This is a genomic window from Cupriavidus sp. FW305-26, assembly GCF_058787975.1.
Map to the genome: position 1 here is coordinate 45,772 of NZ_JBYTAH010000003.1, position 18,938 is coordinate 64,709.

Genomic DNA, 18,938 nt, shown 5'->3' on the forward strand with positions numbered 1-18,938 from the left:
TCATCATGAACACTTCCCAAGCCTTCATCTGCGACGCCGTGCGCACCCCCTTCGGCCGCTACGGCGGCGCTCTTGCTGGCGTGCGCACCGACGACCTCGGTGCTGTGCCCATCAAGGCGTTGATGGAACGCAACCCGAATGTGGACTGGACCGCCGTGGCCGACGTGCTCTACGGCTGCGCCAACCAGGCCGGCGAGGACAACCGCAACGTGGCACGCATGTCGTCGCTGCTGGCCGGCCTGCCCATCGACGTGCCCGGCGCCACCATCAACCGCCTGTGCGGCTCGGGCCTGGATGCCGTGGGCTCGGCCGCGCGCGCCATCAAGGCCGGCGAGGCCCGATTGATGATCGCCGGCGGCGTGGAAAGCATGAGCCGCGCGCCCTTCGTCATGCCCAAGGCCGAGAGCGCCTTCAGTCGCAGCAACGCGGTGTACGACACCACCATCGGCTGGCGCTTCGTCAACAAGCTGATGAAGGCGAAGTTTGGCGTGGACTCCATGCCTGAGACCGCCGAGAACGTGGCCGATGACTTCAAGATCGAGCGCGAGGCGCAGGACCGAATGGCCCTGGCCAGCCAGCAGAACGCTGCCGCTGCCATTGCCGCTGGCTACCTGGCCCAGGAGATCGTGCCCGTGTCCATTGCCCAGAAGAAGGGCGACCCCATCGCCGTGAGCCAGGACGAGCACCCCCGCGCCACCACGCTGGAGGCGCTGGCCATACTCAAGGGCGTGGTGCGCCCCGATGGCACGGTCACGGCCGGCAACGCCAGCGGCGTGAACGACGGCGCCTGCGCGCTTCTGCTGGCGAATGAGGAAGCCGCCAAGCAATACGGCCTGGTGCCCCGCGCCCGCGTGGTCGGCATGGCCACGGCCGGCGTGGCGCCGCGCATCATGGGCTTCGGCCCCGCGCCGGCCGTGCGCAAGGTGCTGCAGCTCACCGGCCTGACGCTCGACCAGATGGACGTGATCGAGCTCAACGAAGCCTTTGCCGCCCAGGGCCTGGCCGTGCTGCGCGACCTCGACATCGCCGACGACGACAAGCGCGTCAACCAGTGGGGCGGCGCCATTGCGCTGGGCCATCCGCTGGGCGCCTCGGGCGCACGCCTGGCCACCACCGCCGTGAACCAACTGCACACGCTGGGGGGCCACTATGCGCTGTGCACCATGTGCATTGGCGTGGGCCAGGGCATTGCCGTGATTCTCGAAAAAATCTGACGCCCCAAGCTGACCGATCGCCGCACCGTCCTGTGCTGCGTGTCGCTTTTCCGAGTTCCGAACAGCAGCACAAGAACAATCGCTGGAGACTACCCACCAATGAGCCCTGAAGACATTCTGAGCACCTACGGCCCGCGTGAAGCGATGGAATACGACGTGGTCATCGTCGGCGCGGGCCCGGCAGGCCTATCGGCCGCGATCCGCCTGAAGCAGCTGGCCGCCGACAAGGGCGGCGAAATCAACGTGTGCGTGCTGGAAAAAGGCTCCGAACCGGGCGCGCACATTCTCAGTGGCGCCGTGATGGACCCCAAGGCCATCACCGAGCTTTTTCCGGCCTGGAAGGAACAGGGTGCGCCGCTGAACCAGCCTGTCACCGGCGACGACGTGCTATTCCTCTCCGAGACCGGCCACAAGCGCACGCCTGACGCCCTGGTGCCGCGCAACTTCCACAATGATGGCAACTATGTCGTCAATCTGGGGGCCGTCACGCAATGGCTGGGCCAGCAGGCCGAGGGCCTGGGCGTGGAGATCTTCCCCGGCTTCGCGGCCGCCGAGGTACTCTACAACGAAGACGGCTCCGTCAAGGGGGTGGCCACCGGCAATATGGGCATCGGCAAGGACGGCGAGCCGACCGAGAACTTCCAACTCGGCATGGAGCTGCATGCCAAGTACACGGTTTTCGCCGAGGGCGCGCGAGGCCATCTGGGCAAGCAGATCATTGCCCGCTTCAAGCTCGACGAGGGCAAGGACCCGCAAAGCTACGCCATTGGCATCAAGGAGCTGTGGGAGATCCCAGCCGACAAAGCCAAGCCCGGGTTGGTGGTGCACACCGCCGGCTGGCCGATGGGCAACGACACCTATGGCGGCGGCTTCCTCTACCACCTCGAAGGCAACAAGGTCACGCTGGGCTTCGTGACCGGGCTGGACTACAAGAACCCCTGGCTCTCGCCGTTTGAGGAGATGCAGCGCTGGAAGAGGCACTCGGCGATCAAGGCGCACATCGAGGGCGGCAAGCGCGTGGGCTACGGCGCGCGCGCCATCACTGCCGGCGGGTTGCTGAGCCTGCCCAAGACCGTGTTCCCGGGCGGCGCGCTGGTCGGCTGTGACGCGGGCTTTCTGAACGCAGCGCGCATCAAGGGCAGCCACGCGGCCATCAAGACCGGTATGCTGTGCGCCGAGGCGGCCTTCGAGGCTGTGACGGTGGGCCGCGCCGGTGACGAACTGGCAGCCTACCCGGCGGCCTTCGAGCAGAGTTGGCTGCGCACCGAGTTGCACCAGTCGCGCAACTTCAAGCAGTGGTTCAAGAAGGGCAGCACCATCGGCGCGCTGATGACCGGCATCGAGCAGTGGTTCCTGCCCAAGGTCGGCGTGAGTACCCCGCCCTGGACCATCCACCGCACGCAGGCCGACCACCTGTACCTCAAGCCGGCGGCCGATTGCCCCAAGATTAGCTATCCCAAGCCCGACGGGGTGCTGACCTTCGACCGGCTCTCCAGCGTGTTTATCAGCAACACCAACCACGCCGAGGACCAGCCCGCGCACCTGACGCTCAAGGATGCCGGCGTGCCGGTCAGCGTCAACCTGGCCAAGTTCGGCGGCCCCGAAAGCCGCTACTGTCCGGCCGGCGTGTACGAGTTCGTCAACAAGGACGGAGCCGACCAGTTGGTGATCAACGCGCAGAACTGCGTGCACTGCAAGACCTGCGACATCAAGGATCCGACCCAGAACATCGTCTGGGTCTCACCCGAGGGCGGTGGCGGGCCGAACTACGCGGGGATGTAGCTCCCGCCCGAGTACTGGCCGAGGGAGTCTCGGCTCGGATGCAAGGACTACTGCCGCCTGTCGCGCAGGCCAGGCGGCCCATCGTACGCTACCCCAACTGCTTGACGAGCTCTGGAACGGCCTCGAAGAGATCCGCTTCCAGGCTGTAGTCGGCCACCGAGAAGGTCGGCGCCTCGGGGTCCTTGTTGATCGCCACGATCACCTTGGAGTCCTTCATGCCCGCCAAGTGCTGGATCGTACCCGAGATGCCGGCAGCGATGTAGAGCTGCGGCGCAACGATCTTGCCCGTCTGGCCCACCTGCAGGTCGTTCGGGGCGTAGCCCGCGTCCACGGCCGCGCGGCTCGCGCCGATGGCCGCGCCCAGCTTGTCGGCCAGCGGGGTCATGACTTCCGTGAACTTTTCGGCGCTGCCGAGGGCCCGGCCACCCGAGACGATGATCTTGGCGGCGGTGAGTTCGGGGCGGTCGCTCTTGGTCACTTCGCGGCCCACGAAGCTGCTCTTGCCGCTGTCGGCGGCCGCTGCGACGGTTTCGACGGCGGCGCTGCCGCCCGTGGGGACCGCGGCGTCAAAGCCCGTGGTGCGCACCGTGATGACTTTCACGGCGTCGCTGCTCCGCACGGTGGCGATGGCGTTGCCTGCGTAGATGGGGCGCTCGAAGGTGTCGGCGCTGTCGACCTTGGTGATGTCGCTGATCTGCGCCACGTCTGCTTGGCGGCGACGCGGGGGGCCACGTTCTTGCCGCAGGCGGTGGCGGGGAACAGGACATGGCTGTAGCCGCTGGCGATGGCGAGCACCTGGGCGGCCAGGTTTTCGGCCAGGCCGTCCTTGAGGCTGGCGCCGTCGGCGTGGATCACCTTGGCAACGCCGGCGATCTGGGCTGCCGCCGCGGCGGCATGAGCAGCGCTGAATGGCTGGGCGAGCACCTGGCGGGGCTTAGGGCGTGGCCTTCAAATGCGTCAAAAATTATGTCAATATCCTCGCGTAATGCCGCTAAGATGAGCGAGGGGCTGTCGATGCTCGCAGGGCATAGGCGAGACGCGCCTCGATGAATCGCGGCACGGTGGCCATCCGTCGTCCGCGTGCGGCGATCTGTTACCTGATGGCTGAGGCCTGAACTTTCATGCTCCGAGTGGGGGCCGCCGCTTTTGGGAAGTGTCGGCAGTTCCAGATCGAGCATCTGACTCGGATTCCAGGTGTTCAGGATCTAGAAACTGAGGTTTCCACGCAGACGGATAAAGCTGACGTTGGCCCTACCTGTCAGAGTCTTTGAAACTGTCTGAATACATACATGCCCATATCCGATAACGACAACTACGATCAATCGGTCTCCGCGGTTCACAACCGATTGTTTTTTCGCCTGTTCCAGGCTGGCAATACCTTGGATCGCCAGTCCGTCAAGGAGCTTGGCATCACGACAGTTCAGTGGGCTACGCTGGGGGCTCTGTCGCGCCCGCAGGTGAAGGACGGAATGTCGTTTTCCGATCTCGCGGACTATCTGGTCGTGAGCCGTCAAAGTCTGGATGGGGTTCTCAAGCGTCTCGAGCGTGAGGGGCACGTGGAGCGCGTCGTCGATCCCGCCGACAGGCGTGCCAAAAAAGTGGTGTTGCTGCCCTCGGGGCGAGCGTTCTGGAGCGATATCCAGCCAAGAATCTACGAGTTCTATCGCCAGGCGGTTGCAAGCTTTCGCTTCGACGACAAGATCGCCCTGCTGCACCACATCAACCTGCTCAATGATGGCATGTCGAAGGTTGACCTTGGGGCTGGCGCCAAACCTGGAGAGATGGAAGGCTAGAGCCAGGGCGAGGTTCGAAGGCAAGCCTTCGTGAGTTGCGTTGAACGTCGCGGGCTGGTAGGAAATCATGGCTGCCGGCCCCCCTCGCCTGAAGGGGCTCCGTGCCAATGCAACGGTAGTTCAAGCGTTTGCTTGACCACCGTGCAGGGAATTTCGGTCTGGACGCGCCGAACTCCGTTGGCAGGGGTCAGGTGTTGGGCCAGGAATCGTCGATAGTCTTCGAGATCGCTGGCGACGACCCGCAACAGCGCATCGCAGTCGCCGAACATCAGATAGCACTCCAGCACCTGGGGCAGTTCCGACATCGCAGCGGCGAACTGCTGGGTGGTGTCCCCGTCTTGCGCTCGCAGCGAGATCCGTGCGAAGAAGGTGTGAGGCAAGCCCACTTCGGATGGAGCCAGCACGGCAGTGTAGCGGCGGATCACTCCTGTGTCCTCCAGCATGCGCAGCCGGCGCAGGCAGGGAGAAGGAGACAGCCCCACTTCCAAGGCCAAATCGTTGTTCGAGATCCGCCCATCACGCTGCAAGGCAGCGAGGATGCGCCGATCTATGGTGTCAAGGACCGGCATGGACGCAGGAATCCTTCTTCGCGTGGTACGGGCGTGGACGTGAACCTGAGGATCGTCAAGCCGATGTCACGGCGCTTCGCCAAAGCCCTCCACGATCACCAGCGAACCTTTCGAGGCGCCTTGGCGAATCGGTACCAGCGCCTGGTATTCGGGTGACTCGTACCAGGCGCGGGCTTGCGCCACGGATGGGAACTCCAGCACGACGAGGCGGTCGGCCGGAAGTGTGCCTTCGCGCAGTTCCTTGGCGCCATTGCGGATGAGGTACTTGCCGCCATGGGCCGCGATCGTTGCGGGAGCGCCTGCTGCATAGGGGGCATAGCTTGACGGGTCTTCCACGTCAATGAATGCGAGCACATAGGCTTTCATCCGGGTCTCCGAAGTGTGTTTTGGAGTGCATCACTCTAGGAGGCGCGGGCCCGGTTGTCCTTCAGATGGGGACATACCGGACTTTTCTGAAATCAATATCTGGCGCGATGCAGCGCGGGGTGCCCGAGAACACCGAGGGGCGTCGCAGTCGTCGCGTTCAGTTATAAGGGGCGCTCATATCTGATAGAAGCACCCCCGACTCGCACTGGCCCATGCGCCTTCCTACCATTTGCCGCAATGCAATTGAACTAGGGGCACATGCCATGGAGACAAGAACAGCACTCGTATGCGGTGGGACAGGAGGGCTTGGCGGCGGCGTCGCGCAGGCTTTGCGGGATCAAGGTGTGCGCGTGGTCGCCACCAGCTCGCGAGCGAATCCCGCCGCCGGTGTGGTCGATGGCGTAGCCCATCTCGACTTCACGGACAGACGCTCGATTGCGGGATGTGTTCAGGCACTGGAGCGAGCTGGGATCCGCCCGGACATTCTGGTGCTGAATGGGCCAGGCCCGGCCAAGGGGCGTACTGCCGAGGTACCTGAGAGCGCGTGGTTTGAGGCATTTGAAACGCTCTGGGCCGCACCCTTGACGTTGGTTCGCACGCTGCTGCCATCGATGGAGGAGCGCGGCTGGGGGCGCGTCGTCTGGGTGACGTCGGTCGCATGCATGCACTACGTCCCTGAGATGGCGATCTCCACCTCTTTGCGGGCCGGGTTACACGGCCTCGTCCAAACGCTGAGCGCCGAGTACGCGGGAAGCGGCGTGACGGTGAACGCGATTGCACCGGGTTACCACGAGACCGACCGGATGCGTCAACTCGGCGTGCCGCAATCGATCCTGGGCCAGATACCGGTGGGGCGGTTGGGGACGACAGCGGAGTTTGGTGCCGGCGCGGCCTTTCTCGCATCGGAGTCTGCCGGGTACGTGACAGGCCAGGTTCTCCTGTGCGACGGGGGATGGGGCCATGGGCACGGCGGGCCTCGCCCGGCGACCGGAGCAGGGCATTGACGCCGTTTAGGACAGAGGAAATCACATGAACAGTCCACTTCCCGAGGCGATCCGCAAGTCTCTCGAAAAAGTCACGCTCGACGACAAATACAGCCTGGATCGCGGCCGGGCATTCATGAGCGGCGTACAGGCGCTGGTTCGCCTGCCGATGTTGCAGCGCCAGCGCGACCTTGCCGCTGGCTTGAATACCAGCGGCTTCATCAGCGGCTACCGCGGCAGCCCGCTGGGCGGCTACGACCAGGCACTCTGGGCCGCGAAGAAGCACCTGCAGGCGAACCACGTGGTCTTCCAGCCGGGGCTGAACGAGGAACTGGCCGCCACCGCGCTGTGGGGGTCGCAGCAACTGGATCTGTATCCCCAGACCAAGAAGTACGACGGGGTCTTCGGTCTCTGGTATGGCAAGGGGCCGGGGGTGGATCGCTGCTCGGACGTCTTCAAGCATGCCAACATGGCCGGAACCGCGAAGCACGGCGGCGTGATCGCCATCGCGGGCGACGACCACGCATCCAAGAGCAGCACGGCGGCGCACCAGAGCGACCACATCTTCAAGGCCTGCGGGATGCCGGTCTTCTTTCCCTCGAGCGTGCAGGAGATCCTTGATCTCGGCCTGCACGCCTTTGCCATGAGCCGCTTCTCCGGCGTGTGGATGGGCATGAAGACGATTCAGGAAGTGGTCGAGTCCACGACCTCGGTCAGCGTCGATCCGGATCGGGTGCAGATCGCTCTGCCGGAGGATTTCGCCATGCCCCCCGGCGGCGTTCACATCCGCTGGCCGGATCCGCCGCTGGAGCAGGAAGCCCGGCTGATGGACTACAAATGGTATGCCGCGCTCGCGTACATGCGCGCCAACCGCCTCAATCGCAATGTGATCGAGGGCCCTCAGGATCGCTTCGGCATCATCGCCAGCGGCAAGGCGTACAACGATACCCGGCAGGCCCTGGTCGATCTGGGCCTGGACGACGATACCTGCCGCCGCCTGGGCATTCGCCTGCACAAGGTCAACGTCGTCTGGCCGCTGGAGGCGACCGCCACCCGCGAGTTCGCGATGGGCTTGCAGGAGGTGCTGGTGGTGGAGGAAAAGCGCCAGGTCATCGAGTACCAGATCAAGGAGGCGCTCTACAACTGGCGTCCCGACGTGCGGCCGAATGTGCTCGGCAAGTTCGACGAGCAGGAAGGTGACCACACCGGCGGCGAGTGGTCCATGCCCAACCCCAGCGAGAACTGGCTGCTGCGTGCCAAGGCCGACCTCACGCCGGCCATCATCGCGAAGGCGATCGCCAAGCGCTTGCGCAAGATCGGCATGGCGCCGGAAGGCAGCGACATCGCCGCGCGCATGGATGCGCGACTGGCCGTGATCGATCAGCGCGAGCGAGCCATGGCGGAGATGAAGATCGACACCGGGGATCGCATGCCGTGGTTCTGCAGCGGCTGCCCGCACAACACCAGCACCCGCGTGCCGGAAGGCTCGCGCGCGCTGGCGGGCATCGGCTGCCATTACATGTCGCAGTGGATGGACCGCAGCACCAGCACCTTCAGCCAGATGGGCGGCGAGGGCGTGGCTTGGGTGGGGCAGGCCCCGTTCACGACCGACAAGCACGTGTTCGCCAACGTGGGTGACGGCACCTACTTCCACAGCGGCCTGCTGGCCATTCGCCAATCGATCGCGGCCGGGGTGAACATCACCTACAAGGTGCTCTACAACGATGCGGTGGCCATGACCGGCGGCCAGCAGGTGGGCGAGCGCCCCGAAGGCCACAGCGTGCTGCAGATCCAGAAGAGCCTGGTCGCGGAAGGCGTGAAGAAGCTGGTCATCGTCACCGATGAGCCGCAGAAATACGACGGCGTGACGCTGGAGGCGGGGGTCACCGTGCATCACCGCGATGACCTCGACAAGATCCAGCGCGAGCTGCGCGAGATCGCGGGCTGCACGGCGATCATCTACGACCAGACCTGTGCCACCGAAAAGCGCCGCCGCCGCAAGCGCGGCAAGCTCGCCACGCCGGCCAAGACCGTGGTCATCAACGAGTTGGTCTGCGAGGGTTGCGGCGACTGCTCGGTGCAGTCCAACTGCCTGTCGGTCGAGCCCCTGGAAACCGAGTTCGGCCGCAAGCGCCGCATCAACCAGAACTCCTGCAACAAGGACTACAGCTGCGTCAAGGGCTTCTGCCCGAGCTTCGTCACCATCGAGGGTGGCGAGCTCAAGAAGCCCAAGAAAGAGAAGAAGGGGGACCTCGCCGCGCTGCCCCGCATTCCCGAGCCCGTGCTGCCGGTCGCCGAGGAGGCCTGGGGCATTCTCGTCGCAGGCGTTGGCGGAACCGGCGTGATCACCATCGGGCAAGTGCTGGGCATGGCCGCGCACCTTGAGGGCAAGGGCATTGTCACGCAGGACGCGGCGGGCCTGGCGCAGAAGGGCGGATCGACCTGGAGCCATGTCCAGATTGCCAACCGGCCGGAAGCCATCCACACAACCAAGATCGATACGGCCAACGCGGACCTCCTGATCGCGTGCGACGCCATCGTCGGTGCGAACAAGTACGCAACGGGGCTGATCCGCGAAGGGCGCACGTTCGTTGCGCTGAACACGCATGGCACACCGACCGCTGCCTTCACGCAGAACCCCGACTGGCAGTTCCCCGGCGGCAACTGCGAAGCGGTGCTGGCCGCCGCGGCGGGTGCGCAGATGGTGTCCAGCTTCGACGCGGAGCAGGCTGCGGTGCAGTTGCTGGGCGATTCGATCTACACCAATCCGCTGATGCTGGGCTATGCGTGGCAGATGGGCAAGGTGCCGCTCTCGCACGCTGCCTTGATGCGTGCCATGGAACTCAATGGGGTGCAGATCGAGAACAACAAGGCGGCCTTCGAGTGGGGACGCCGGTGCGCCCATGACCTCAAGGCGGTGCAGGCCTTGTACCAGGCCGCGGCCGTGATCGAGATCGTGCGCAAGCCGTCGCTCGACCAGGTCATCCGCAAGCGCGTCGAGTTCCTGACGGCGTATCAGAACGCAGCCTATGCGGCCGACTACCAGTCCTTCGTTGAGAAGGTTCGCTCGTCTGAAACACGCCTAAAGAGCACTCGCCTGACCGAGGCGGTGGCGCGCTACCTGTTCAAGCTGATGGCCTACAAGGACGAGTACGAAGTGGCGCGGCTGCACACCGATGCGGCATTCACGCAGAAGCTGGCCGACATGTTTGAAGGCGACTTCAAGGTAGTGCACCACCTCGCGCCCCCGACGTTTGCCAAACGCAACGACAAGGGTGAACTGGTCAAGCAACCCTTCGGCCCCTGGATGCGCCGCGCTTTCGGAATCCTCGCCAAGATGAAGAGCCTGCGCGGCACGGCGCTCGATCCCTTTGGCCGGACCGAGGAACGCAGGACGGAGCGCGCCCTGATCCAGGACTATCGCGCCAGCGTCGAGGAGCTGCTTCCCATGCTGTCGCCGGAGAAGCTCTCCCTCGCCGTGGAAATCGCCCGCATTCCCGAAGAGATCCGGGGGTATGGCCACGTGAAGGAGCGCCATCTTGCGGCGGCACGCGAGAAGTGGGCGGCCCTTCGCCACCAGTGGCGCAACGGGACCGTGGCGAAGGAGGTCGCCTGATTCACCAGCCTTCGGCATGACGCGGTGCCCGAAACACCGGGCATTGCGTCATCGCCGGTTTCTCCGGTCAGGCCACGCAGGCCAGACCGACCTGCGTAGTTCTTTCCTCGAAATTCAGATCGATTCCGGACAACACCGGCATAGCAACCATGAAAACAACTCGCTCATTCCTTGCGATTCCGGCTGCGGCCGTGCTTGCATGCTTTGGCCCGTCCGCGCACGCGGAAACGGTGAAGATCGCTTTGGCTGGCCCCGTGAGCGGCCCCGTCGCGCAGTACGGAGACATGGCAAAGGCCGGTGTGTTGACGGCGGTCGAGCAGATCAATGCTGCAGGCGGCACCGGCGGGCGCAAGCTTGAGGTCGTCATGATGGACGATGCCTGCGAACCCAAGCAGGCCGTGGCGGTCGCCAACAAGATCGTCAGCCAGGGGATCCGGTTCGTGATCGGCCACCTCTGTTCGGGATCGACGATTCCCGCCTCGGAGATCTACGAGAACGAGGGCGTGGTGATGGTGACGCCTTCCGCGACCGCGCCGCAGCTGACCGAGGGCAAGAAGCGCAAGTTCATCTTCCGCACCATCGGTCGCGACGACCAGCAGGGCCCTGCGGCGGCCCGGTACGTCATTGCCCAGAAAGGCATCAAGGCGGTGGCCGTCCTGCACGACAAGCAATCCTACGGCCAGGGCATTGCCGCCACTGTGAAAAAGAACCTCGATGCGGCCAAGGTTCCCGTCGCATTGTTTGAAGGCATCAACGCGGGCGATACCGACTACTCGGCCATCATCACCAAGCTCAAGTCGCAGAAGATCGACTTTGTCTATTACGGCGGCTACCACCCGGAAATGGGACTGCTGCTGCGTCAGGCGCGCGAGCAAGGCATCAAGGCCGTCTTCATGGGGCCGGAAGGCGTTGGCAACAAGGACGTGACCGCGATTGCCGGTGCGGCTTCCGAGGGGATGCTGGTCACGCTGCCTGCGGATTTTTCGACCGACCCCGCCAATGCGGCCGTGGTGAAAGCCTTTGCAGACAAGAAGCGTGACATCAATGGTCCGTTCCAGCTGCCGTCCTATGCCGGCGTCAAGGTGCTTGCGGATGCCATTGCCGGCGCCAAGAGCACCGACCCCGCCAAAGTGGCTGCGTTCATGCACCAGAACAGTTTCCAGACGCCCATTGGCAAGGTCGAGTACGACGCCCAGGGTGACTTGAAGTCTTTCCGGTTCACCGTCTTCACCTGGCACAAGGACGCCACCAAGACGCCCGCCAACTGATTTTCCGCTGGGTCCGTCACGCTCCGGGAGGGCGGGGCGGGCCTCGGTGCTTTGCCCATCCCTACCTATTTCAACAATGGAGACTGCCATGAAATCCACGATTCGTCCTCATCGGCTTGCTGCGGCTGCCGTCCTCGCCGTCCTGGGGCTGTCCGCGCAAGCCCAGACCGTCAAGATCGCCATTGCTGGCGCCATGACGGGTTCGGTGGCCCAGTACGGCGACATGATGAAGGCAGGCGCCCTGACCGCCATCGAGCAGGTCAATGCCGCAGGTGGGGTGAATGGGAAGAAATTGGAGCCCGTCATCATGGACGACGCCTGTGAGCCCAAGCAGGCCGTGGCAGTCGCCAACAAGATCGTCAGCCAGGGCATCAAGTACGTCATCGGCCATGTGTGCTCCGGATCGACCATTCCCGCTTCGGAGATCTACGAGAACGAAGGCGTGCTCATGGTGACGCCGACGGCCACGGCGCCGCAGCTGACCGAGAGCAAGAAGCGCAAGCTCATCTTCCGAACGATCGGCCGGGACGATCAGCAGGGGCCCGTGGCCGCAGGCTACATCATCAATACGGTCAAGCCGAAAAAGGTGGCGGTGCTGCACGACAAGCAGTCCTACGGCCAAGGCATTGCCGCCACGGTCAAGAAGGAGCTGGATGCCGCCAAGGTGCCGGTGGTGTTCTACGAGGGCATCAATGCCGGCGAGCCCGACTATTCCGCCGTCATCACGAAGCTGAAGTCCCAGGGCATCGACTTCGTCTACTTCGGCGGCTACCACCCGGAGATCGGGCTCCTCATGCGCCAGTCGCGGGAGCAGGGCGTGAAAGCGGTCTTCATGGGGCCGGAGGCTGTGAGCAGCAAGGAGGTGACGGCCATCGCGGGCGCGGCTTCCGAGGGCATGCTGCTCACGCTGCCTGTTGATTTCTCTGCAGACCCCGCGAACGCCGGGCTCGTGAAGGCCTTTGCCGAGAAAAAGCGTGACGCGGGCGGCGCGTTCCAGATGCCGGCCTACGCTGCGGTCAAGATCATCGCCGATGCGATGTCCGGCTCCAAGAGCACGGACCCGGAAAAGGTCGCTGCCTTCATGCACCAGAACACTTTCCAGACCCCGATCGGCACGGTCCAGTACGACGCCCAGGGAGACCTCAAGTCGTTCAAGTTCGTGGTCTACACCTGGCACAAGGATGCCACCAAGACCGCTGCCAACTGATGCAGCACGTGGCTAGGCCGGCGTCCGGTTCAAGGATCGGATGCTGCCGGCCTGCTTTGAACGCTCTTGTTGCGAGGCATCCTGGATGAGCGACTTCCTTCCCCAATTCACCCAGCAACTGGTCAATGGCCTGACGCTGGGCTCTATCTATGCGCTGATCGCCATCGGCTACACCATGGTGTACGGGATCATCGGCATGATCAACTTCGCCCACGGCGAGATCTACATGATCGGTGCGTATCTCGGTCTGGTCACGCTCACCGCCATCGGGACGCAGGCGGGCTATCCGCTGCCGCTGGTGCTCGGCGCAGCGCTGCTGGTGTCGGTGGTGGTCACCGGCACGTACGGCTTTGTCGTCGAGCGCGTGGCTTACCGCCCCTTGCGGGGCGGGCCGAGGCTGGTGCCGCTGATCTCGGCGATTGGCATGTCCATCTTCCTGCAGAACTACATGCAGATCGCGCAAGGCGCGCGGGACGTTTCCGTGCCTGTGCTGGTGTCTGGCGCACTGGAGCTGGACATGGGCGGGGACTTCACCGTCACCGTGCCCTACGCACGCTTGCTCATCGTGGGCGTGACCGTGGCGCTGATGATCCTGCTGACGCTGTTCATCGCGCGTTCGCGCACGGGGCGCGCCTGCCGTGCCTGCGCCGAGGATATGCGCATGGCCAATCTGCTGGGCATCGACACCAACAAGGTGATCTCTTTCACCTTCGTGCTCGGGGCCATTCTCGCCGCCGTGGGCGGGGTGCTGATCGGGCTGACCATCGGCAAGCTCAACCCCTTCATCGGTTTCATCGCTGGCATCAAGGCCTTCACGGCCGCGGTGCTGGGCGGTATCGGCAGCATTCCCGGTGCCATGCTGGGCGGCATTGTGCTGGGGTTGGCGGAAACGTTCGCGACCGGCTACATGCCTGCGGAATACAAGGACGTGGTGGCATTCAGCCTGCTCGTTCTCGTATTGCTGTTCCGGCCGACCGGCCTGCTGGGCAAGCCGGATGTGGAGAAAGTGTGAGGACGACATGACACAAGCCATTGCAATGAAAGCGTCGCCGTTCCCCGCCGTCCTCAAGGACGCGGCGATCGCGGCCCTGTTGACCGCGGTGTTGACCATCCCGGCGCTTGGGCTCCAACTCAAGCTCGACGGGTACAAGATGGTCCTGGAGCCGCACTGGCGTCCCGTGTGGATTGCCGTGATCGTGGTGTTCCTGTTCCAGTTGTGCAAGCCGATGCTGGCAGGCGCGCGCGGCGTCGTGCGGCTGCCAGCCATTCCGATGCCGGGGCCGCATCAGCAGCGCGTGGCGATCTGGTTCTTGCTGCTGGCGGGGTTCGCGTGGTCGTTCTTCGGCTCGCGCGGGGCGCTCGACATCGCCACGCTGGCGCTGATCTACGTGATCTTGGGCCTGGGCCTGAACATCGTGGTGGGCTTCGCCGGGCTGCTCGATCTGGGCTACGTGGGCTTCTACGCCGTCGGCGGATACACCTATGCGTTGCTCAACCAGTATTTCGGATTGAGTTTCTGGGAGTGCCTCCCGATCGCGGCGGCGATGTCGGCCACATTCGGCTTCCTGCTCGGATTTCCGGTGCTGCGCCTGCGCGGCGACTATCTGGCCATCGTCACCTTGGGCTTTGGCGAGATCATCCGGCTGTTGCTGAATAATCTCACCAGCGTGACAGGCGGTCCCGATGGCATCTCGGGCATCCCCAAGCCGACGGCCTTCGGGTTCGAGATTGCGCGCGCCGCTAAGACGGCAGGCGCGCAGACCTTCCATGAACTGCTGGGCCTGACCTACAGAGGGGACCACATGGTGCTCTTCCTGTACTTGCTGGCGCTGTTGCTGGTGGGCTTCACGCTCTTCGTCACCAGCCGGTTGATCCGCATGCCGATGGGCCGGGCCTGGGAGGCGCTGCGCGAGGATGAGATCGCCTGCCGCTCGCTGGGCCTGAGCCCGACCCGCGTGAAGCTGTCGGCCTTCACGCTGGGCGCTTCCTTCGCGGGCATCGGCGGCGCCTTCTTCGCGGCACGCCAAGGGCTGGTCAATCCCGAGTCCTTCACCTTCATCGAGTCGGCGTTGATCCTCGCGGTCGTTGTGCTCGGCGGCATGGGCTCGCAGCTCGGCGTGGCGCTGGCGGCCATTCTGCTGACGGTGCTGCCGGAACTCACGCGCGAGTTTGCGGAGTACCGCATGCTGATCTTTGGCCTGGTGATGATCCTGATGATGATCTGGCGCCCCCAAGGGCTGCTGCCCACCAGCCGCCCCCATCTGGAGTTGCCGCGATGACTGCCATTGCATCTTCCGAATTGCTCACAGTCTCCGGCTTGCAGATGCGCTTTGGTGGCCTGATGGCGGTCAACGGCATCGACTTCCAGGTCCGCCGCAACGAGGTCTTCGCCATCATCGGGCCGAACGGTGCGGGCAAGACCACGGTGTTCAACTGCGTCGGCGGGTTCTACAAGCCGACCGGCGGGGACGTGATCCTGGATGGCCACCGCATCGCAGGGCTGCCCAGCCACCTCGTGGCACGCAAGGGCCTGGTGCGCACCTTCCAGAACATCCGCCTGTTCAAGCGTCTGACGGTCGTGGAAAACCTGATGGTCGCGCAGCATCTGCAGGTCAAGACGGGGCTGCTGCATGGGTTGCTGGCGACGCCCGCATACCGCCGCGCCGAGCGGGAGGCGCTGGTGCGTGCCGCGCAATGGCTGGATCGGATGGAGTTGACCGAGGTCGCCAATCGCGAGGCCGGGACGCTCTCCTACGGCCACCAGCGCCGCCTGGAAATCGCCCGCTGCATGATCACCAAACCCCGGCTGCTGTTGCTGGACGAGCCCGCGGCGGGCCTGAACCCGCAGGAAAAGCTCGAGCTCCAGCACCTGATCAAGCGGCTGCGCCACGAGTTCGGGATCTCCGTGCTGCTGATCGAACACGACATGGGGCTGGTCATGGGCGTCTCCGACCGCATTCTCGTGATGGAGCACGGGCGGCCAATCGTCACAGCCAGGCCCGAAGAGGTGCGGAACGACCCGCGCGTGATCAAGGCCTACCTGGGGGAGGAGTGATGCTAAAGCTGGAGAAAATCCACACCCACTATGGCGCCATCGAGGCACTTTCCGGGGTATCGATCGAGGTCAAGAAGGGGGAGATCGTCACCCTGATCGGCAGCAATGGCGCGGGCAAGACGACGCTGATGATGACGGTGTGCGGTTCCCCGCGCGCCAGCAGCGGGCGCGTGCTGTTCGAGGGGCGGGACATTACCAACCGCAACACCCACGACATCATGCGCATGGGCATGGCGATCTCGCCGGAGGGCAGGCGGGTGTTTCCCAGTCTGACCGTGGTGGACAACCTGAAGATGGGCGGCTTCTTCGCCGATCGCCATGAAATCGAGGCCGGGATCGAGCATGTGTTCAAGCTCTTTCCGCGGCTGCGCGAGCGTTCGGCTCAGCGCGCCGGAACGATGTCAGGCGGCGAGCAGCAGATGCTGGCGATCGGCCGCGCCCTGATGAGCCGTCCACGTCTGCTGCTGCTGGACGAACCCACGTTGGGTCTGGCGCCGCTGGTCATTGCGCAGATCTTCGACATCATCCGCACGATCCGGGAAGAAGGGGTCACGGTCTTTCTGGTCGAGCAGAACGCCAACAAGGCACTGCAAGTGGCCGATCGGGGCTACGTGCTGGAAACCGGGCGCGTCGTTCTCGCTGACACCGGCAGGAATCTGCTCACCAATGACCGCATTAAGCAAGCCTATCTGGGTGGATAGGGGCGGCACCCTGGGTGGCAATGCTTTGGCACGGGATTCTCTGAAAGGCCGAATGGGCGTCCTCCAATGCCAATGGCCGCGGCCTCGGCTTGCCACTTCGCCATCCAGTGCCACGAAGAGTTGGTCAGGATTTTCTGACCGTTGAGTTTGGGGTTTACACAAGGAGTAAAAAATGGGCAACGATGCCGATTTGAAGGTTTCGATCGAGAGAAGTCTGTCGCCGACTGCGCCAGAGGTGCGCGCGAAGCTGCTGGAGAATCCGGCGTTCGGGCGCCAGTTCAGCGATCACATGGCGACCGCTCGGTACTCGGCGGAACGCGGCTGGCACGACGCCAAGATTGAGCCGCGCGGTGGCTTCAACTTCGATCCGGCGTCGCTGGTCTTTCACTACGCTCAGGAAATCTTCGAGGGCATGAAGGCCTATCGCCAGCCAGACGGTAGCGTGGCGCTGTTCCGCCCCGACGCCAATGCCCGCCGCTTTCGCAATTCCGCGAACCGGCTGGCGATGGCGCCGCTGCCGGAATCCCTGTTCCTGGAGTCCGTGCGGGAACTGGTGCGTATCGACCGCGACTGGATCCCGGCGGCGGATGGCGCGGCACTCTATCTGCGGCCTTTCATGATCGCCACCGAGGTGTTGGTGGGCATGAAGCCTTCGGCCGAGTATCTGTATTGCGCCATCGCGTCGCCTGTGGGCTCCTACTTCAAGGCGGGCTCATCTGCCGTGACGGTATGGGTTTCCGAGGACTTCACCCGTGCCGGGCCCGGCGGAACCGGCGATGCCAAATGCGGCGGCAACTATGCCGCGAGCCTGGCCGCGCAGGCGGAAGCGGCCCGCCAGGGCTGCGACCAGGTGGTGTTCCTCGATGCCGTCGATCGGTGCTGGGTGGAGGAGCTGGGCGCGATGAATATCTTCTTTGTCTTCAACGACGGATCGATCCAGACTCCGCCCCTGACCGGCACGATCCTGCCCGGCATCACGCGCGAGTCCTTGATGGTGCTGGCGGGCGACATGGGAATGACCGTGCGTGAAGAGCCCTATGCCATTGACCAGTGGCAGGCAGATGCCCAAAGCGGCCGCCTGACCGAAGCGTTTGCCTGCGGCACGGCTGCCGTGGTGACGCCGATCGGCACCGTGAAAGGACGCCAGCACAACTTCACGGTTGGCGACGGTGATGTGGGGCCGGTGGCGAGCCGCTTGAAATCGGCCCTGCTCGATATCCAGCAGGGGCGTGCTCCCGACACGCATGGCTGGATGGAACGGATCGGCTGAAGCACTCCGCCCGCAGGTCTGCCAAACCCGCGGGCTTCTTCCTGTCTTCATCCTTGCGGCTAGCCCTTGGAAAAGAGCTCCATGATCGAATCGCGCAGCCATTGGATTCCTGCATCGCTGCGGCTTCTCTCATGCCAGTGAACGCGGATGTCGAAGGTGGGCAGTTGGAGCGGTGTAGGGGTCACGTGGAATCTGTCGAGGTGTTGAATGATGGACAGGCCGCCTTCGGGCAGCGTCAGCAAGTAGTCGCTCTTGGTCAGCAGGCTTTCGGCTGCCAGGTAGTGCGGCACACTCAATCCGATACGGCGGAACACCCCTTTGGAGCGGAGCACGCCCTCCACCAGGGCATGCCCGCTGCTCGCCGCATCGATGACCAGGTGCTCTGCCTCGGCGAACTTGGCCAGATCAAGCTTGCGCTGCGCCATGTGGTGCTCGCGGCGCATGATGGTGAAGAACCGGTCCTTGCGCACGGTGCGGGCATGCACTCTGCCCTTGATCATGGGTAGTGAACCCATGGCGATGTCGACAGCTCCCGAGGCCAGTCCGTTCTCGACTTCCTCCCACCGAAGCGACTGAATGGCAAGGCGAACACCCGGTGCCTTGCGATTGAGGTGCCCGTGGAGTTCCGGGAGAAACACCAGTTGGCCGATGTCGGACATATGGAGCTTGAAGACCCGCGTCGATCTTGCGGGGTCGAAACCCGTCGGCTGGACGAGCGCCTGTCTCAGGCCTTCAAGAAGCGGCTGGATCCTTTTGTACAGGGCGAGGGCTGTATCGGTCGGGGCCACCCCATAGCGAGACCGCACGAAAAGCGGGTCTCCCACCACGTCGCGCCAGCGCCGCACCATGAGTGAAACGGCGGACTGGCTCATGTCCAGCCGCAGGGCGACCTGGCTCAGATTTCGGGACTCGCAGATGAGGCAGAAAGCATGCAACTCACCCAGCGACCAGTTGTAGGGGCTCGATGGATCCGCTACGGCCATGTTGTCCTCGCTGGCTTTGGTCTTGCCCGGCTCAACCGGCAGCGGCCAAGAATGCCTTGCCGAAACCTGGCCGAGGCATCAACAAAGGTGGTTTCCGATGACGGCATAGGCGATCAATTCAAAAATCATCC

At 64.2% G+C, this 18,938-nt stretch carries 15 protein-coding genes and 1 pseudogene; 12 read left to right on the forward strand and 4 right to left on the reverse strand.

Annotated features, from left to right (window positions below):
- Nucleotides 1-5: 5 nt before the first annotated feature.
- Together pcaF and AC3WQZ_RS03275 are read left to right on the forward strand one after the other, a co-directional pair.
- The gene (gene pcaF / locus AC3WQZ_RS03270) at nucleotides 6-1,214 is read left to right on the forward strand and encodes a 3-oxoadipyl-CoA thiolase (RefSeq protein ID WP_058697495.1); all 1,209 of its coding nucleotides are present in this window, start codon (nucleotides 6-8) and stop codon (nucleotides 1,212-1,214) included.
- Between the two features lie 99 nt (nucleotides 1,215-1,313).
- Nucleotides 1,314-2,996, forward strand: a complete 1,683-nt coding sequence (locus tag AC3WQZ_RS03275; RefSeq protein ID WP_058697496.1) for an electron transfer flavoprotein-ubiquinone oxidoreductase — start codon at nucleotides 1,314-1,316, stop codon at nucleotides 2,994-2,996.
- An 88-nt stretch (nucleotides 2,997-3,084) separates the two neighbouring features.
- On the opposite strand, the pseudogene AC3WQZ_RS03280 reads toward AC3WQZ_RS03275, so the two are convergent.
- Nucleotides 3,085-3,899 (reverse strand): annotated as a pseudogene (locus AC3WQZ_RS03280) (electron transfer flavoprotein subunit alpha/FixB family protein); the annotation flags it as partial.
- A gap of 386 nt (nucleotides 3,900-4,285) precedes the next feature.
- On the opposite strand from AC3WQZ_RS03280, the gene AC3WQZ_RS03285 reads away from it, so the two are divergent.
- Complete coding sequence (locus AC3WQZ_RS03285) at nucleotides 4,286-4,789, forward strand: MarR family winged helix-turn-helix transcriptional regulator (RefSeq protein WP_058697497.1); 504 nt, start codon at nucleotides 4,286-4,288, stop codon at nucleotides 4,787-4,789.
- Between the two features lie 65 nt (nucleotides 4,790-4,854).
- Here the strand turns inward: AC3WQZ_RS03285 and AC3WQZ_RS03290 are convergent, their stop codons facing one another.
- A complete protein-coding gene (locus AC3WQZ_RS03290) occupies nucleotides 4,855-5,358 on the reverse strand; it encodes an Lrp/AsnC family transcriptional regulator (protein WP_058697498.1) in 504 nt (167 codons plus the stop codon).
- 66 nt (nucleotides 5,359-5,424) lie between these two features.
- Nucleotides 5,425-5,724, reverse strand: a complete 300-nt coding sequence (locus AC3WQZ_RS03295) for a DUF1330 domain-containing protein (RefSeq protein ID WP_058697499.1) — start codon at nucleotides 5,722-5,724, stop codon at nucleotides 5,425-5,427.
- A 263-nt stretch (nucleotides 5,725-5,987) separates the two neighbouring features.
- Between AC3WQZ_RS03295 and AC3WQZ_RS03300 the strand changes: the two genes are divergently transcribed.
- From AC3WQZ_RS03300 to AC3WQZ_RS03340, 9 genes are all read left to right on the forward strand, one after another.
- Nucleotides 5,988-6,728, forward strand: coding sequence for an SDR family oxidoreductase (locus AC3WQZ_RS03300; RefSeq protein WP_158577652.1), 741 nt, complete (start codon nucleotides 5,988-5,990; stop codon nucleotides 6,726-6,728).
- A gap of 25 nt (nucleotides 6,729-6,753) precedes the next feature.
- Nucleotides 6,754-10,323 carry an indolepyruvate ferredoxin oxidoreductase family protein gene (locus AC3WQZ_RS03305; RefSeq protein ID WP_058697501.1) on the forward strand — a complete coding sequence of 1,190 codons (3,570 nt, stop codon included), beginning with the start codon at nucleotides 6,754-6,756 and terminating at the stop codon, nucleotides 10,321-10,323.
- Nucleotides 10,324-10,472: 149 nt separating this feature from the next.
- Entirely contained in the window at nucleotides 10,473-11,591 is a 1,119-nt protein-coding gene (locus AC3WQZ_RS03310; protein WP_058697502.1) for a branched-chain amino acid ABC transporter substrate-binding protein, read from the forward strand.
- A gap of 88 nt (nucleotides 11,592-11,679) precedes the next feature.
- Nucleotides 11,680-12,798: a branched-chain amino acid ABC transporter substrate-binding protein gene (locus AC3WQZ_RS03315; protein WP_058697503.1), complete on the forward strand. Its 1,119-nt coding sequence runs from the start codon at nucleotides 11,680-11,682 to the stop codon at nucleotides 12,796-12,798.
- Between the two features lie 85 nt (nucleotides 12,799-12,883).
- Complete coding sequence (gene livH, locus AC3WQZ_RS03320) at nucleotides 12,884-13,810, forward strand: high-affinity branched-chain amino acid ABC transporter permease LivH (protein ID WP_058697504.1); 927 nt, start codon at nucleotides 12,884-12,886, stop codon at nucleotides 13,808-13,810.
- 7 nt (nucleotides 13,811-13,817) lie between these two features.
- The gene (locus AC3WQZ_RS03325) at nucleotides 13,818-15,077 is read left to right on the forward strand and encodes a high-affinity branched-chain amino acid ABC transporter permease LivM (RefSeq protein ID WP_058697505.1); all 1,260 of its coding nucleotides are present in this window, start codon (nucleotides 13,818-13,820) and stop codon (nucleotides 15,075-15,077) included.
- On the forward strand, nucleotides 15,074-15,853 hold the full coding sequence (gene livG / locus AC3WQZ_RS03330; protein WP_058697506.1) for a high-affinity branched-chain amino acid ABC transporter ATP-binding protein LivG: 780 nt from the start codon (nucleotides 15,074-15,076) through the stop codon (nucleotides 15,851-15,853). Before AC3WQZ_RS03325 ends, livG begins: the two co-directional genes overlap by 4 nt.
- On the forward strand, nucleotides 15,853-16,554 hold the full coding sequence (locus AC3WQZ_RS03335) for an ABC transporter ATP-binding protein (protein WP_058697507.1): 702 nt from the start codon (nucleotides 15,853-15,855) through the stop codon (nucleotides 16,552-16,554). The genes livG and AC3WQZ_RS03335 overlap by 1 nt, the downstream gene beginning before the upstream one ends.
- Nucleotides 16,555-16,726: 172 nt before the next feature.
- Nucleotides 16,727-17,824, forward strand: coding sequence for a branched-chain amino acid aminotransferase (locus tag AC3WQZ_RS03340; RefSeq protein ID WP_058697508.1), 1,098 nt, complete (start codon nucleotides 16,727-16,729; stop codon nucleotides 17,822-17,824).
- A gap of 59 nt (nucleotides 17,825-17,883) precedes the next feature.
- Here the strand turns inward: AC3WQZ_RS03340 and AC3WQZ_RS03345 are convergent, their stop codons facing one another.
- The gene (locus AC3WQZ_RS03345) at nucleotides 17,884-18,807 is read right to left on the reverse strand and encodes a LysR family transcriptional regulator (RefSeq protein WP_058697509.1); all 924 of its coding nucleotides are present in this window, start codon (nucleotides 18,805-18,807) and stop codon (nucleotides 17,884-17,886) included.
- Between the last annotated feature and the right edge of the window lie 131 nt (nucleotides 18,808-18,938).

Coding starts and splice junctions, on each gene's coding strand:
- AC3WQZ_RS03345 (WP_058697509.1), bottom strand. CDS start 18,807: ATGGCCGTAGCGGATCCATCGAGCCCCTACAACTGGTCGCTGGGTGAG.
- AC3WQZ_RS03295 (WP_058697499.1), bottom strand. CDS start 5,724: ATGAAAGCCTATGTGCTCGCATTCATTGACGTGGAAGACCCGTCAAGC.
- AC3WQZ_RS03300 (WP_158577652.1), top strand. CDS start 5,988: ATGGAGACAAGAACAGCACTCGTATGCGGTGGGACAGGAGGGCTTGGC.
- AC3WQZ_RS03275 (WP_058697496.1), top strand. CDS start 1,314: ATGAGCCCTGAAGACATTCTGAGCACCTACGGCCCGCGTGAAGCGATG.
- AC3WQZ_RS03315 (WP_058697503.1), top strand. CDS start 11,680: ATGAAATCCACGATTCGTCCTCATCGGCTTGCTGCGGCTGCCGTCCTC.
- livH (WP_058697504.1), top strand. CDS start 12,884: ATGAGCGACTTCCTTCCCCAATTCACCCAGCAACTGGTCAATGGCCTG.
- AC3WQZ_RS03340 (WP_058697508.1), top strand. CDS start 16,727: ATGGGCAACGATGCCGATTTGAAGGTTTCGATCGAGAGAAGTCTGTCG.
- livG (WP_058697506.1), top strand. CDS start 15,074: ATGACTGCCATTGCATCTTCCGAATTGCTCACAGTCTCCGGCTTGCAG.
- AC3WQZ_RS03305 (WP_058697501.1), top strand. CDS start 6,754: ATGAACAGTCCACTTCCCGAGGCGATCCGCAAGTCTCTCGAAAAAGTC.
- AC3WQZ_RS03310 (WP_058697502.1), top strand. CDS start 10,473: ATGAAAACAACTCGCTCATTCCTTGCGATTCCGGCTGCGGCCGTGCTT.
- AC3WQZ_RS03325 (WP_058697505.1), top strand. CDS start 13,818: ATGACACAAGCCATTGCAATGAAAGCGTCGCCGTTCCCCGCCGTCCTC.
- AC3WQZ_RS03335 (WP_058697507.1), top strand. CDS start 15,853: ATGCTAAAGCTGGAGAAAATCCACACCCACTATGGCGCCATCGAGGCA.
- pcaF (WP_058697495.1), top strand. CDS start 6: ATGAACACTTCCCAAGCCTTCATCTGCGACGCCGTGCGCACCCCCTTC.
- AC3WQZ_RS03285 (WP_058697497.1), top strand. CDS start 4,286: ATGCCCATATCCGATAACGACAACTACGATCAATCGGTCTCCGCGGTT.
- AC3WQZ_RS03290 (WP_058697498.1), bottom strand. CDS start 5,358: ATGCCGGTCCTTGACACCATAGATCGGCGCATCCTCGCTGCCTTGCAG.